Below are 14,313 nucleotides of genomic sequence, written 5' to 3' on the forward strand. Positions count from 1 at the left end.
CTCTCGTGCTTGGAAAAAGGCGTCGAAGCGCGACCGCACTCTCCCCCATCCAAGCTTCAAACGGTACAATCATTGCCTGATGTTGCCCAAGCAACAATAGCGGGCGGCCCAGGCAGCGTGGCACATCGTAGGGGTCCGCTGCGCAATAGAACCCGTTTCCACTGCACATTACGGGGCCAATCATCCGACAAACTGTACCCGATTGACTGATTCCAGTGAAGAATCCCCCGTTTATCCCGCCGCAGCCGAGTCCACGCTCTACGAACGATTGAACTGCTTTCGGTTTCGGACTGAAGGCGGTTCGAATCGTGCCACCCCGGATGTAGAGAAGGCGTCTCCCCGAGACCAACAGGCTACCTCTGTGCGGCGATTCAGTGGACAGCTGGATTATAGTAGAACGGGGAGGAAAAGGCTTCTGAGCGTCCGATGTGTCGCCGCTAAGATACCTCATTCCTGAAACAGCGTAGGTGCAACCGGGTCTGTGTCCAATGAACAATGAGCAAACGACAACCAGCACGAGGCGTGCGATCTCGTTCCGTATGCAGGATTCGTCAATCAGCTTTCGCAACATTGGGCCAACGCTCTAATTGTATGTGGGGCCGGGCCATTCGACGAATCCGCGGGAATGCTCATCGCTGCCATACCATCGAATACACGGCATTGCTTTACCTGTTTGCCTGCCTCCCAGAACCCATTCGGCGCTCTTGGGGACCGACGAGTTTTCTTTACGGGTGCCGCCACACCTTGGTAACGGTGCGGCCTTGAGAATACTCCGGTGTCCCAACACGAATATGGACAACACATGGAAATGATAGCGCGGGCTTGCATCGGGTCGAGTTTCCCGCGCGGGATATTTCGGGGACAAAGATGGTTCTCTGGGCAGCCTTCAGCACTTCATGAAGCAGAATCACTGCAATACGTTGAGCTAGACGACAGCATATGGGGCGCGAGTGGCCCCTGCGGTCGCGTAAGGGCCACTCACTAACGGGCGGGCAAACAAGGAGGCCGCCCAACCCCAATTACCGAATCACCGTGATGGCCAGACTGTGGAAAACTTTACGTTGGCACCCAGGCGGCTGTAACGCCAGACTGGACTTCGAGAGTAGAGTGACACCCGTACTGGCTGGGTCGCCCGCTTGAGGAACGCCCCTAATGCTTTCAGTTCAACCATGCCCACTCCTACGTGCCCGGACGCGTAGGGTTCTGCCACCCCGATGGCTTTCGCCGTCTTTCGAGCGCCATCGGCTGCGCGTTTCGCACCCGCGGTTCCGACATCCTCATCTTTCCATTCTCGGGGAAGGGTCGCAGGATCAACGAGTGCTTCACCCAGAAGGCTGCCTGCAGGTAACAACAGCTTGTCGTGATGTAGTTCGACGTGAACCGGAAGCGGTTTATCTAGGCGATACTTTGCCCGCGCGATGAACGTCACGATAAAATGCTCATTTGCGGGCGCCGGGAAACGCAGCAGGTGAAGTTGTCGAAGGGTTTCATCCCAGCCCTCTAGGCTGAGAATTTTGTTCGTGGCGGTGGTTACCACCGTGGGAGTATCGAAACCCCATCCGGCGAGGTTCCCCTTATTGTACTTCAGTTGATGCGCCATCGAAGAGGTGTAGTCAAGAAGCATCCGCCTCGCCTTCGTCTCGGAAGGCGCACGGTCTACAAGCCAAGCTCCAATCGTAACGCCTGGTTCCGGATAGAAGGCAGGCTGATGCATCTTTGGCGCAGGTCGGATTTCGGCCTGGCCGGCCTGGGCATTGGACGGCTGTCCTGTTTGGAGAAGGGTGTTGCCAACTGTCGGTACCCCGTCTTGTGCTAGGACTGGATGAGACGCGACAGTAAGTAACCCAACGAGCAAGAGTTTCATATCTGCCTCTACAGTTGGCCTTCGGCCGGATGCGGAATCCTAATCTCCAGGTACCGATATCCACCACACGTAATGTCCGTGTTGATATACTGCGTTAGCTCGGTTTCACCACCGCCATCCGGTGTCTCAAGATTGAGAACGCTGAGTTGCACGGTGACGTGACCGTCACTCGCAGTCTTGGATATGACAGCGGGCTGGGCTAAGACTGTGTCACATAGGGTATTCTGCATGAAACCCACGAAACTCGATCCAACGGTAAAGTTGCATGTATTCGATGGGCGATTTGCGCAATCGGTTACATTGAACGTAACGGTAACCGTGCTCCCATCGGCGTAGATCGTTCCGGTCGGCGATAGGCTATAACTGGCGATCTTTGCGGTCCGCTGGACGGTGATTTCGAAAGGTACCTGTTTGGGATCATCTGCGACAAGGGGTGCATTGTGCGTGTCGTAGAGATACAAATTATGTGATGGTCTGTGGGCAATCAAACGGTCCTATCACCTGTGAAACCGTTGGGACAGGGTCATTGCATGCGGTGGGGTCCCCGCAGTCATCTGTGTCTGTGCCAGACGCACTGCTCGTGTGCGTTTGGCCCACGCCGAGCGTTAGGGCGCCACTACTAGGGCTTTGGGTTGTCACCGTGATGGGCGCGCCAGCCTGACAGGGCCCGGTGGTACAACTCGCAGGTTCGCCGAGTGCGCGGCATGCACCGGCTACAAGGACTATCACGTAGGCCAAACGTTTCGTGATCTTCAATTAGTAATCCTCCGTCGCTATGTGATGAGCAATGTTGAGCAGGCTTTTGGGGCTACTGCTTTGCGCTAATCGTTAGGTGGGTCTTGGCGAGTTGTGCCCAGCAATCCCCAGGGTAATCGTTGATGATCGAATTGAACACTGATGCTGCTGCCTCAGAATCGTTGCCTGCACGGTAAGCGCATGCCATCATGAACCGCGTGAAGGCATGCCAGTTATCCTTGGGGTAGTTGTCCGGATAGGCCGCAAGCAGCGCACGGTATTCGGCAATAGCCTTTGCCATGTTTCCCTCGTAGAAATAGGCGTTGGCTATTCCGAGCTTCATTTCGAAAACCATGGCATCCTTCGGATAGTCCCGAATGATCTGTTCAAGCATTCCACGGGCCTTGGCGTAATCCCGTCGCCCCGGCGGTAGATCGGTAAGATAGAGGCACGCTAGCTGGCAACGGCAATGAAAGATGCTTGGGTCATCGGGGTATTTCGCGACCATGGACGTACAGATTTCAAGGGCTAGGTCATAGTCCTTGTGCAGGTACTTTGCCAGGAGTTCAGCTTTGAGCGCGGCCGCGCGAATCTCAGAATCGATGTCGGTCAGAGGAATATCCGAAATCGCGTCGTATGCTTCCTGATACCGCTGGGCGGAACGAAGGGACTCAATCACGCGAAACCGTGCGTCTTTGGCGCGCGCATAATCCGGACGTTCGTTCACGCATTTCCGGTATCGCGCTGCTGCCTCGCTATACCGACCGGTCGCAAAGAGCGCATCCGCCTCCACATATGGCCACTCAGCGTTGGTCGGATAGTCCATTTGCATCGTTCTGTAAAGAGGAATCAGCAAATCGAACCGCCCAGATTCGTTGTAGACCGCACCCAGTAACGCACTAGCCTTCTCGCCATATGCGCCGCCAAGTGCTACGAACGCCGCTCGGTCGCTGAGGGGGCCATCAGCACGGGGCAACAGCGCCATCAACTCGGCTTCAGCTGCCGCTCGGTCCTTCTGTTGGTAGCGAACATACGCATGGTAATAGCGTGCTCGCAGCAATTGTGCGGGCGTTGGGTTGACGACTTGGTCGAGCGCCACCAATGCGGCAGCGGAGTCCCCCTTGGCCAAGACGTTTCGAACGGAATCCAGTTGAGCGTCTATTGGATCGGCATTGCAATAGACCGCGCAGAGGGGTGTGCAGGCAATCGCCAGCAGGGCTTTCCTCCAAGACATGATCCGGTCCTTTCTCTCGCGCATTCTGCCCGAGAAACGTGGAGCATCGTTTCGGTGTGACTTACCGGTGACTCATCTTTCAGTCTTTGAGGGTTCTAACCCTGGTGGAAAGGATATCAACGGCAATGTGATGCTTCCACAGGAATCATGAATAGAAATGAGGGGGGGGGGGGGGGGCAATAGGTAATGTTACCCTGCCAACCAGACTTAAGAACTATGCCTGTCGGCTATCCGCCCAGATGACGGTCAGGCAGCCTCCACCCGCACGATGCCCTCGTCGAAGCACGCTTCCACTTTGCCGCCGGGTGGGACTACCAGCACTTCGTTTTCACGCCAGTCGCCGTTCACGAGGCGGTCGATGAGACCCATGTCGCCCAGGACCTTCTCGAAGACCCAGCCGCGCGATTCGGCGTCGGCGCGGGTTTCGCGCTCATAGTGGGCATCGGGTTCAACGCCCATCTCGATGAACGTGAACTGGCCGTAGTTGTGGGTTTGACTCAGCGTTTCGAAGATGTACTGCGCGTTTTCCTCGCCGTATTTCTCCACCAGTTCCGCCAGCGTCTTGTCCATCCCCGTCTGGTGCTGGATCGACAACTGGCTCAGTTCGCCGGCCGCCTCGCCGCGCTCCATCCAGCCGGTCGTCTTGAAATACACGCCGGGGTGGCTGTTGAAGTACTCGAGATAGCGTTCCTTGCTTCCGAGGAAGACGGTGATGCAGTCGTGCGCGCGGGGCAGGACAATGGGGATGTCGCGCGCCTCCAGCCCGTTCAGGCCGTTGTTGCAGAGGCCGTAGCCTAGAATGATGGCGTCGTACTTCGATCCATCCACGCGGTCCACGGCTTCCTGCATGCGGGCGAGCATGCCGGGCGCGCCGATGTCATGGAGGCCCTTGGGCATGAACTCCACATCGACCATATTGGACGTTCGCGCCACGGTGGCGCACATCTCACGGTAGAACACTTCGCAACTGATGAGTTTGTATCGCATATTCAGGGTTTGTGGTTCAGGGGTTGGATGCCGGTGCTATGGCGACTTCGTCCAGCCACGCCTCGCCGGTACCGTCAAGCAAGAGCACTATGCCGATATGCTCGGTAGCGGGCGGAAGCACCACTTCTTTGCTGTAAGCGGTCCAGTCGGCGTAACCGTGCAGGACCTGGGCCTGGATGAACTGGATCGGCGACCAGATTGTGCTGTAGGCTTGCACGGCGACGTTCACTTTGACGTTTCCGGCTGACCTGGCGTATCCGGATAGCGTGAACCTCGCGCCGGCGCCGGCGTCCAGCGTTTGGGCCGTCTGCCCCATCGCATCGCCGCCCTCGCTCGCGACGCAGAGGGCCGCTGGACCGATCTTGAACGTTTTGGTGTCCCGCGACACCCTGATCTTGCCGCGGCCGACCCACTGGGTATTCCACGAGGTCGGAACCTCCTGCCCGTCGGTCATAGAGCCGTTCTGCAGCGCGATCGGCCTTTTGGCAGGATCGACCGGTTCCGGTGTGCCGTCAACCGCAGCGAAGCGCGAGTCCTCAGCCGTGTTCTGATAGTGGCGGCCTTTCGGAATGTAGTCCTTGGGCCACTTGCCGGTGAAGAAGCCGCGGCCGAACGAACCGAAGACCATATATTCCGGAGCGAAGGGGTTGAACGCGATCGCGTGTCCGCGCAGCATCGCGAGGCCGTTGTTCGCCTGCTCGAACGTTGCGCCGCCGTCGCCGCTCACCCACACGCCAGATTCGTGTCCGTACTCCACATACGGATCTGTACTCGTCGTGAATGCGATGCGCTTCGGGTTCGTCGGGTCCACGGCCACGTTCTTGATCCACTGGTCGTCCCAGAGCCGGGTCCACTTTCCCTCGGCGTAACGCCAGAGGCCGCCGCGAGCACCCTTGTCTGCTGCGACGTAGAGGCGGCCCAGACCGTCGACCACCATGCGTCCGGCCTGGTGCGGACCGCCGATCGCGCTGAAGTGCTCTCCGTCCTCGGTGCGGTAGACGTCCTTCTCGCCGGAGACGAAAAAAACGCTCGCCTTTCGCGGATCAGCGGCGATCCACGCCAGGCCGGGACCGCGGTGAACGATGCTCCAGTGGTCGCCGCTATCTGCGGAGTGGTACAGGCTCCCGCTGATCACCACCCACACCTTCTCCGGCTTGTCGGGCCGGGCATAAATGCCTCCGGTGGTACCGGGGTCGCTGAATTCGGGCAGGCCGTGGTCCTTGCCCGTCACCGTGTCCCACGTCTTCCCGTCCCTGGTTCGAACGACGCTGACGTTCCGGCCGAACTGGCCGGTGGTAACGTAGACGTGTCTGCCAGCTAAACTCGCGTCGTTGCCGCCGCCCCACGGCGATGGCTCGGCGCCGCGAAAGGTCCATGTCCTCAGGCCGTCCGTGGATTCCCAGCACTTGCCGGCGTCCATCGCCAGCAGAACGGCATGTCCCTTCAGATTCGGGTCGAACCGGAAATTCATGCTGCACAGGCCGGAGAAACCGCGACCCTTGAAAGCGCCGTTTCCCGCAGGATCTGACGAGGCGGAGGCCCACGTATTGCCGCCATCCCGCGTGATGATCATCTCTTCGGCGCCGGCGCCGAGGCACACGTTCGGGTTCTTCGGGTCCACTGTCAGGCAGGGCTCTCCAATGCCGGCGGGGTATGCAGCGCGAATCTGGAAAAGGGACTTGCGAGCCGGATCGCCGCTCTCTGTGCCAACATTCATCTTCGTGGCGACCGCTTTCCAGTTCCGCCCTCCGTCCCTGGTGGCGTAGAGCGTGCCGGTGTCCCACGCCGTGTCCGACACGTACATGATGTCAGGGTTGCTTTCGGCGACGGCGAACCCCTTGTAACTTGAGGTGAAGACGCTTTGAGCGTGGGCGACCTGGCGAAGTCCGTTCGAAATGGACGACCAGTGCCGGCCCCCGTCCGGCGACTTGAACACACCGCCGGGAATGCATTTCCCGCCCGGGGTTTCAGGAGACGGGGAGAGCGAGACGAACACGGTGTCTTTGTTCTTCGAATCGACGAAGACGCGCTCTACGTTGAGATGGGGGAGACCGGTGTTCCGCCGCTCCCATGACTTGCCGCCGTCCGTGCTGGCCCAGAATCCGTTGGCATCCGTGGTGGCATAGAGGGGGAAGGGGGGGGCCTGTCTGCCCCAAGCCGCGCCTACGATGTTGAGTCCTCTCGTCCCGTCCCCGGTAAGGGTGGTGAGGCGCTTCCAGTTCATGCCGGCGTCGGCGCTGTCCCATACGGCGCCCCATACGTCGGCGCCGTGAACATCCCATCGCCGTGACGAACCGCCGAAGGCCAGCAGGTGCCTGGAGTCGCGCGGGTCGAAGAGCACCTTCTCTATCGGCGCCGTGTATCCGAAGTCGCGTTGTGGCCCGGGCATCCCGGCGCGGCGTTCGTGCCAGTTGCGCCCGCCGTCCGTGGAGAGCCACGGTCCGCCCATAGTGCCGGCCCAAACGGTGTTGGGGTCAGTCGGGCTGAACGTGATATCGCCGATCTCATATGACTTCAGGCCGAAAGTTGCCTGCCAGGTCTGCCCGCCGTCAGTTGTCAGTCCGATACCCAGCATATCGCCGCCCGTGAGCATGCGCCTGGCGTCGAACGGGCTGATGGCGACCGATGTATTAGCGCCGCCGCTTCCGGGCTCGCCCATTGGCTGCCACTTGATCGGCGAAGCACCGCCTGCCGGGCCGAACGCCAGAAGCAGAGAGAGAACCGAGAGCGATGTCGCGATTGTTCCGGGTAGTCTTATGGTTTTGCAATCCCGAATCCTGAACCCCGAACCCCTCACGAGTACACGCACTCCTTCGCGGCATCCGCATAGGCCTGCAGGTTATCGACCGGTATATGGAAGAAATGGTCGCTGGGGCTCATGATGTAGCCCCCGTTGGGGCCATAGGCGTCGAACTGTTCGTGCACATGTCGGAAGATGTCCTCGCGCGTGCCGATTTCCAGCACGTTGCTCTGGTCAATGCCTCCGATGAGCGCCACCTTGTCGCCGATTCGTTCTTTCATTTCCGCCGCGCGCGCGTCGCCACCCATTGTTTTCGGGGTCAGGGTCTCGGCCGCGTCGCAGCCGGTTTCCACGATGAGTTCCAGGATCGGCATCATTCCGCCGCAGGTGTGGTAGACCACCCGATGCCCTAGGCTGTGGAGCAAATCGTGCATCTTGCGGTCATACGGGAGGCAGAATTCCTTGAAGTATTTCGGCGAGATAACCGTGGAGGATGCGGCGCCGCCACCGGTTTCGACCAGGTCAATCGGGGCGCCATCCAGGTTCTCCAGGATCCACTTCTCCTTCTTCTTCCAAAGGACTTCCAGGAACTCGTGCACCCAGCCGGGGCTGTCCGCCGCGGCCATAATCATCTCTGTCGTCCCCATGAGGCACACGGCGTGCTGCCATGGGCCGGCCTGATCGCCCCACACGCTGCTACGCATGATGCCGTCATCACCCATCTCGTCAAAGTCGCGCTGAAGCGATGCCACGTCCAGTTTGGGAGCCGGCATATAGCGCTCGATCAGCTCCAGGTCTTCCTCACGCTTTACCAGATGTGTAGTGATAAATCCGGTAATCTCATTGCTGCCGAGGGTGTAGTCGAGTTTGCCGCCCGGCGTCGTGACAACGTACTGAGTGAGCGTTTCGCCCGCGGGCGCGTCAAGGCTGTGGGCTTCCACCGCCCATTTGGGGTTCGGCTTGTCCACATACGGCAGACGGCCGAGCGAAGCATCGAGCCCGAATTTTCGGAATGCCTCGATGTCGCTGATGCCGCCCAGATAGTGGTTCAGGTGGTACGGCTGCCACTGGTGAACGCTGGCGGGCACCCGATCGGGAACGCCTCCATCCAGCGCGGTGAGCAAACGCTCTCTCGATGTCATTTCTTTCACAGAATCTCCCCCGGGACGCGGGAATCCGGTTTCCTGTCCGCCAGCAACGGCCGCATATTCGGCAGACCCTTGCCCCAGACGCGACGCGCCTCATTTACATAATACGCGTAATTGGAGAGTGAAACGTCGGGCGGCACGCGGTGATCCGGCAGCGGGATATATCCGCCTTCTTCGACAAGCGGCGCCAGGCGCTCCACCTCAGCGGAGATCGTCGGGTAACTCTGGGCGAGCGTAACCTTGGAAACGCCGCCGATCATCAGCAGTTCTTTGCCGTAGGTCTTCCGGAAGGCGACCGGATCGGCGCCCCAGACGCCGATTTCAATGGGGAACATGCAGTTCACTCCCGCATCGAGCCACAGCGGGAGCAGATGGGTGATCTCGCCATCGCAGTCCAGCACGGAGACGTCTACTCCGTGTTTCCTCAGCAGGGAGGTAATCCGCTTGTAGTGCGGGACAAGCACTTGCTTGAAGATGGCTGGTGACAGCAGCGGCCCGCCCCGGTAGCACATATCTTCCCACCAGGAAGCGTAGTCGATCTGGACACCCGATTCAAGGACCGGCGTGATCGTGGCGATGATGCAATTCGCGACGGTCTCAACCATTTCCTCGAAAAACGGCCGGTCATCATAGACGAGCATGGAGAGGTTCTCCATGCCCATCCAATTCCGGATCCAGCCATACAGGGATCCGCAGTTCAGGCCGATCGGGTAGTCGCGATTCGGATCGGAGTAGCGCTTCACGCGCTCGGTCCAATCGGCGGGATATCGCCCGGGCGTCGCGGGGTCGAGCCGCGGGAGGAACTCCCGCTTCCAGGACTCGCGGTCGGTGAGCGTGTGCCCGATCTGGCGGGGAATGGAACCCATGAACTTCCCGCGTTCCTTAAGCACTCCCTCCTCATCGCGGACCAGCTCGGAATCGCCGTGATCCTCCACGACTTCATACGTAAACGCGGGGAACAGACCGGGGTTGATGCCCACGTCGATCCACTGGGGATCGGCGCCGAAGTAGTCGCTGGGATCGATGTCCTTCGGTAATCCCTGTTCCCGCCAGACGACGTAAGTCTCGTCCCAGAAGCCGAAATCCATGATGGGGCTTCGGTCCCGGGGCAGGTAGTGCATAGTTGCGTGGAAGCGTTCGCGTGCGTTCATTGAAGTTTACTCCGTGCGATCCTTGCTGGATAGAGCGGTGGCGAGAGCGCGGATGAACTCAGGCGTGCTTCCGCAGCACCCGCCGATGAAAGACGCGCCGGCGTCAACCATCGCCAGCGATTCACTTACGAACTCCGCCGCGGTCATAGGGCAGACTGCCTTGCCATCTACCAGTTGCGGCGCCCCGGCGTTCGGTTTCATCCAGATCGGCAGGGTGGTCGCTGCCTTAAGCCTGCCACAGATGCCGCGCATGATATCGGCTGACGGACCGCAGTTCGCGCCGATGACGTCCGCCCCCGCTCGCTCCAGAGCCTCCGCCGCCTGTTCGGGGGTGACGCCCATCATCGTCCTGGCGCCGTCCTTGCCGGCGCCGAAGGCCATGCAGCCAACGACGGGCAGGCCCGTCTTTTTCGCGGCCGCTACAGCGATCGAGGCCTCCACCAGGTCGGACATCGTTTCGATGACCAGACCGTGAGCGCCGCCTTCAGCGAGCGCAGTGGCCTGCTCCTCAAACGACGCGACGACCTCGGCCTCGGAGACCTCACCCATGGCTAGCATTGCGCCCATCGGTCCCATCGATCCAAAGACCAGAACGCCGTCCCCGGCGGCGCGGCGGGAGATGCGCGCTCCCTCCCGGTTGATTTCGGAAGCCTTGCCTCCCAGGCCATAGCGGGCGAGGGAAATGCGGGTCGCGCCGAAGGTGTTGGTGAGGATAATCCGGCTGCCGGCTTCCGCGTAGGCGCGGGCCACCGCCTCGACCTTGTCCGGCTGTTCAATATTCCATGGGTCCGGGGACGCGCCGATCGGCAGGCCGCGCGCTTGAAGCTCCGTGCCCCATGCGCCGTCAGTTACCACCGGTGAATGTGTCAGCAATTGCTCGATGAGCGCGTTCATTGTGCTTCCCTCCGATATCCGTGGTCGCGTCCGGCTCGGTACATCGCTTCGGTGTTTTCAAGCGGCGTCCCCGGGCCGAGGTTGTTGCCCTCACGCAGTGTGAATCGCCCGCCGGACAGAATGCCTGTCTGTAGAATCCGGACCGTCTCGCCGTAGATCTCCTCCGGCGTGCCCGATCGCACGAGCTCGACATGCGGCCCGCCCTGAATCTCCGCATCCGGCCCGAGCTGCTCTCGAAGCCACGCGAAATCCACCGGAAACCCGGTGTCGTATGATTGAATGCCAAGTTCACGCTGCAGCGTCGGGAAATGCCGCGTCGCGTCTCCGCAACAGTGTATGGCGCGGCGCCCGGTGGTGAAGACCTCATAAATGCGCTTGAGGTGTGGGAGGATGTGGCGCTTCAACATCGGAACGGAGATCATCGCGATGCTGTCGTCCATCCCGCCGCCGTTAACCTCTGGAATCGGGACGCCGCACCGAGTGCGCCACGCCGTCATGCGCGAGATGGTGGCTTCCGTGATGAACGTCAGGAGCGTTTGTAGTCGCTCCCTCTCCAGGGCCATCGCCTCGCAGACCCAGGTTGGGCCAAAAAGCGCGCAGGCGACCGTCATGGGGCCATTGTATCCAACGCCGTACCAGGGCGGCAAGACCTCGATGGGACGGTCCAGATACTCCTCCGAGGCCGCGCGTTCGACGAAGCGCTCGTGGTACTCCAGGCCTCTCGCCATGATGCCGCCGAACGGTTCCGGCAGCCCATTCTGCATCACGCGTTCCGGCGCGGCTTCGAACGCCTGCCGGGTGTCGGGAACCTCGCCATCCAGATATTCCACCGGGCAGCCGAACCAGGCCGGCTCCCAGTAGTTCTGAAAGTCGACGCTCACCTGCCAGCGCTCCGGGAGGCCGAGCCCGAGTTCCGCATCCTGCAGGATATTGAACCCCCGCCAGCGCGCAAAGCGGAGTTGCGCATCGAACATGACGTCAGGATCTTCCGTGTAAGTGCGGAAGGTCAGGCGTTCCGGGTTGGCGGCCGGGTTCGCCATGAAGAAACGTGTCGTCGTACCGACGATAATGGGCGTGCGTGTGGGTTGACCGTCCCGGTACGCGGCCCACATCTCGCGGACCTCCGCGTTGTGGGCTTCGAAATCGAATCCGGCCAGGCGATCGCCCGGGTTGACGGCGGACAGAGTCATATGTCGTCTGCCTTCCAGCCGTGCTCCCTTGCGGCCCGGTACATTGACTCCGTGTTCTCAACGGGGGTGCCGGGCGCCAGGTTGTTCCCCTCGCGAAGGACGAATTTGCCGCCGGTGAGCACGCCGGTCTGCAGTATTCGAACTGACTCGTCATAGACCTGCCCGGGCGTTCCGGCGTGCACGAGCTCAACATGCGGCCCGCCCTGAATGCACGCGTCAGGTCCGAGTTCTTCCCGGATGCGGGCGAAGTCTACCGGAAAGCCGGTGTCGAACCAGTTGATGTTCAGTTCATCCTGGAGGGTCTTGAAGTGCCGTGTGGCGTCGCCGCACAGGTGGATGCCGCGGCCGTACTGCGTGCCGAGAGCGTCGAAAACCATCTTGTGGAACGGCAGCACGTGCTCGCGGTACATCCGCGTTGATATCAGCGCGATACTGTCGTCGGCGTAGATGAAGCTGTCACGCTTCCGAGGTAAGCCTTCCCGGGCGCGCCACGCCGTGACGCGTTCGATGGTCGCCTGCACAATGAAGTCGAACAGCTGGTGCAGCCTGTCCGGATCGGTTGCCATTGTCGTGCAGACAAAATCGGCACCGAAGAGGTTGCACGCCACGGTCATCACGCCGTCCGAGCCGTAGCCGAAGCCCGGCATACGCGCCTCTATCGGCCGTCCCAGGTACTCTTCGCGGCTCGCGCGGTCCTTGAAGTACTGGTAGAATTCCCAACCGGTGGCGAGTGAGCCGCCGAACGGGTCCGGTAGACCATGTTCCATCACCCGCTCCGGGCAGTCCTCGAAATCCGGCCGGGTTGCCGGAACCTGGCCGTCCCTGAACTCGACCTCGCAGCCAAACCAGCCCGCCTCATAAGTGTTCTGAAAGTCGGGTGAGACCCACCAGGCTGTGGCAGGGAGACCCAGATCCGCGTCCTGCAAAATGTTGAACCTGACCCAGCGCTGAAACGCGATCTGCGCGTCGAACATGGCGTCCGGGTCTTCCATGTATTTCTGAAAGCTCGGTGCGCTGGCGCCGGCAACGGGGTCCAGAATAGAGAACCGCGTGTTTGTGCCCACAATGACCGGCGTGCGGGTGGGGGACCCTGCCCAGAAAGCCTCCCACATCTCCTTTACCTCGGCGTTGTGCGCGTCGAAATCGAATCCATGGAGCCGGTCTGCGGGTGTAGATGGCGTCATTCAGGTTTCCCCTGTTCGAAATACCGGATCGCGTCCGCCGCCACAGGCGCGATGTCCTGAGGAATGCTGCCGTTCCGCAGCGATTCCGTCGCCGCACACCCGGTAGCCACGGCATTCCGCGCCGCGATGGGCGAGGTTTTGGTCGTCCCGCCATCCCGCACGTATCGCAGGAACTCCTCTACGATTCTAGGATCCGCGCCGCCGTGGCCGCCGCCATCCATCGGTTCCCGGAAACGGGCGTCCCCCTCGGACTGGTAGTGACAGCGGCGGTTCCACATGTGAACCTCGTTCTCGCCCAGGTTCTCGATCCGCCCTTCGGTCCCTATCACGGTGTAGTTCCGCCAGCCGTCCGGCGTGAAGTGGCACTGCTGGTACGATGCGAAGACGCCGTTGTCCAGTTGCATCAGGACCATGCTGAGGTCCTCGACGTCCATCACCGGGTTCATGCCCTTCTGTGAGAGCGGGGGCCAATTGTCGAAGGTCCACGACGCGTCACCGCGTTCGTCGGGCGTGTGCTTGTCTGCAATCCGGTCGTAGACTGTCAGGCCGCCCATGGCGGTCACGCGTTTGGAATACCCCCCACACACCCAGTGCAGGACGTCGATATCATGCGCGCCCTTTTGCAGCAGGAGGCTGGTGGATTTAGAGCGGTCGGCGTGCCAGTCCTTGAAGTAGGCGTCGCCACCATACCCGACGAAGTGGCGGCACCAACCCGCCTTCACCTCGCCGATGGCGCCGGAATCCACCAACTCCTTCATCTTCTGCACGAACGGCATGTGGCGCATGTTGTGCCCAAGGTAGAGCCTGCCTGCGTTGTCCACCGCTGCCTTGAGGATGCGGTCGCACCCGGCGGTGGTGATCGCCATCGGCTTCTCAAGGTAGACTGCCTTGCCGGCCTCCAGGGCCGCTACCGCCTGCTCTTCGTGCAGGAAATCGGGCGACGTGATGAAGACCGCGTGAACGTCTTCGCGCGCCAGGATGTCGTGGTAGTCCCGCGTGGTCAGCGTGTCTTTGCCGAACTTTTCGCGGAAGAGCGCCAGTTCGCGATCGTTAATGTCCGCTGCCGCAACGAGGCGTGAGCCTGCATCGGGGAGATGGGCATGGTGCGCGAGGTAGCCGCGCCCGCCGGCGCCGATCAGTCCAATGTTGATTTCGCTCGTTGATGTCATTGTCTTGGTCACGATCC

The 14,313-nt window shown here is 60.9% G+C and carries 10 protein-coding genes; all 10 read right to left on the minus strand.

Annotation, left to right across the window (positions count from 1 at the left end):
- Positions 1-1,027 precede the first annotated feature (1,027 nt).
- A complete protein-coding gene (locus VGM51_03510; GenBank protein HEY3412107.1) occupies positions 1,028-1,624 on the minus strand; it encodes a hypothetical protein in 597 nt (198 codons plus the stop codon).
- Positions 1,625-2,672: 1,048 nt separating this feature from the next.
- Complete coding sequence (locus VGM51_03515; protein ID HEY3412108.1) at positions 2,673-3,833, minus strand: tetratricopeptide repeat protein; 1,161 nt, start codon at positions 3,831-3,833, stop codon at positions 2,673-2,675.
- A gap of 246 nt (positions 3,834-4,079) precedes the next feature.
- Positions 4,080-4,820 (minus strand): DUF1638 domain-containing protein, encoded by a 741-nt coding sequence (locus VGM51_03520; protein ID HEY3412109.1) that lies wholly within the window; start codon positions 4,818-4,820, stop codon positions 4,080-4,082.
- Between the two features lie 16 nt (positions 4,821-4,836).
- Positions 4,837-7,479, minus strand: a complete 2,643-nt coding sequence (locus tag VGM51_03525) for a hypothetical protein (protein HEY3412110.1) — start codon at positions 7,477-7,479, stop codon at positions 4,837-4,839.
- 134 nt (positions 7,480-7,613) lie between these two features.
- Positions 7,614-8,702: a uroporphyrinogen decarboxylase family protein gene (locus tag VGM51_03530; GenBank protein HEY3412111.1), complete on the minus strand. Its 1,089-nt coding sequence runs from the start codon at positions 8,700-8,702 to the stop codon at positions 7,614-7,616.
- Positions 8,703-8,707: 5 nt separating this feature from the next.
- Positions 8,708-9,859, minus strand: a complete 1,152-nt coding sequence (locus VGM51_03535) for a uroporphyrinogen decarboxylase family protein (GenBank protein HEY3412112.1) — start codon at positions 9,857-9,859, stop codon at positions 8,708-8,710.
- A gap of 6 nt (positions 9,860-9,865) precedes the next feature.
- On the minus strand, positions 9,866-10,753 hold the full coding sequence (locus VGM51_03540) for a homocysteine S-methyltransferase family protein (GenBank protein HEY3412113.1): 888 nt from the start codon (positions 10,751-10,753) through the stop codon (positions 9,866-9,868).
- Positions 10,750-11,943: a uroporphyrinogen decarboxylase family protein gene (locus tag VGM51_03545; GenBank protein HEY3412114.1), complete on the minus strand. Its 1,194-nt coding sequence runs from the start codon at positions 11,941-11,943 to the stop codon at positions 10,750-10,752. The genes VGM51_03540 and VGM51_03545 overlap by 4 nt, the downstream gene beginning before the upstream one ends.
- Positions 11,940-13,127: a uroporphyrinogen decarboxylase family protein gene (locus VGM51_03550; protein HEY3412115.1), complete on the minus strand. Its 1,188-nt coding sequence runs from the start codon at positions 13,125-13,127 to the stop codon at positions 11,940-11,942. The genes VGM51_03545 and VGM51_03550 overlap by 4 nt, the downstream gene beginning before the upstream one ends.
- Complete coding sequence (locus VGM51_03555) at positions 13,124-14,308, minus strand: Gfo/Idh/MocA family oxidoreductase (GenBank protein HEY3412116.1); 1,185 nt, start codon at positions 14,306-14,308, stop codon at positions 13,124-13,126. Before VGM51_03555 ends, VGM51_03550 begins: the two co-directional genes overlap by 4 nt.
- Positions 14,309-14,313 lie beyond the last annotated feature (5 nt).

It is taken from the genome of Armatimonadota bacterium, assembly GCA_036504095.1.
Classification (GTDB): Bacteria; Armatimonadota; DTGP01; order JAKQQT01; family JAKQQT01; genus DASXUL01.

Coding starts and splice junctions, on each gene's coding strand:
- VGM51_03510 (HEY3412107.1), bottom strand. CDS start 1,624: ATGCTTCTTGACTACACCTCTTCGATGGCGCATCAACTGAAGTACAAT.
- VGM51_03515 (HEY3412108.1), bottom strand. CDS start 3,833: ATGTCTTGGAGGAAAGCCCTGCTGGCGATTGCCTGCACACCCCTCTGC.
- VGM51_03520 (HEY3412109.1), bottom strand. CDS start 4,820: ATGCGATACAAACTCATCAGTTGCGAAGTGTTCTACCGTGAGATGTGC.
- VGM51_03525 (HEY3412110.1), bottom strand. CDS start 7,479: ATGGGCGAGCCCGGAAGCGGCGGCGCTAATACATCGGTCGCCATCAGC.
- VGM51_03530 (HEY3412111.1), bottom strand. CDS start 8,702: ATGACATCGAGAGAGCGTTTGCTCACCGCGCTGGATGGAGGCGTTCCC.
- VGM51_03535 (HEY3412112.1), bottom strand. CDS start 9,859: ATGAACGCACGCGAACGCTTCCACGCAACTATGCACTACCTGCCCCGG.
- VGM51_03540 (HEY3412113.1), bottom strand. CDS start 10,753: ATGAACGCGCTCATCGAGCAATTGCTGACACATTCACCGGTGGTAACT.
- VGM51_03545 (HEY3412114.1), bottom strand. CDS start 11,943: ATGACTCTGTCCGCCGTCAACCCGGGCGATCGCCTGGCCGGATTCGAT.
- VGM51_03550 (HEY3412115.1), bottom strand. CDS start 13,127: ATGACGCCATCTACACCCGCAGACCGGCTCCATGGATTCGATTTCGAC.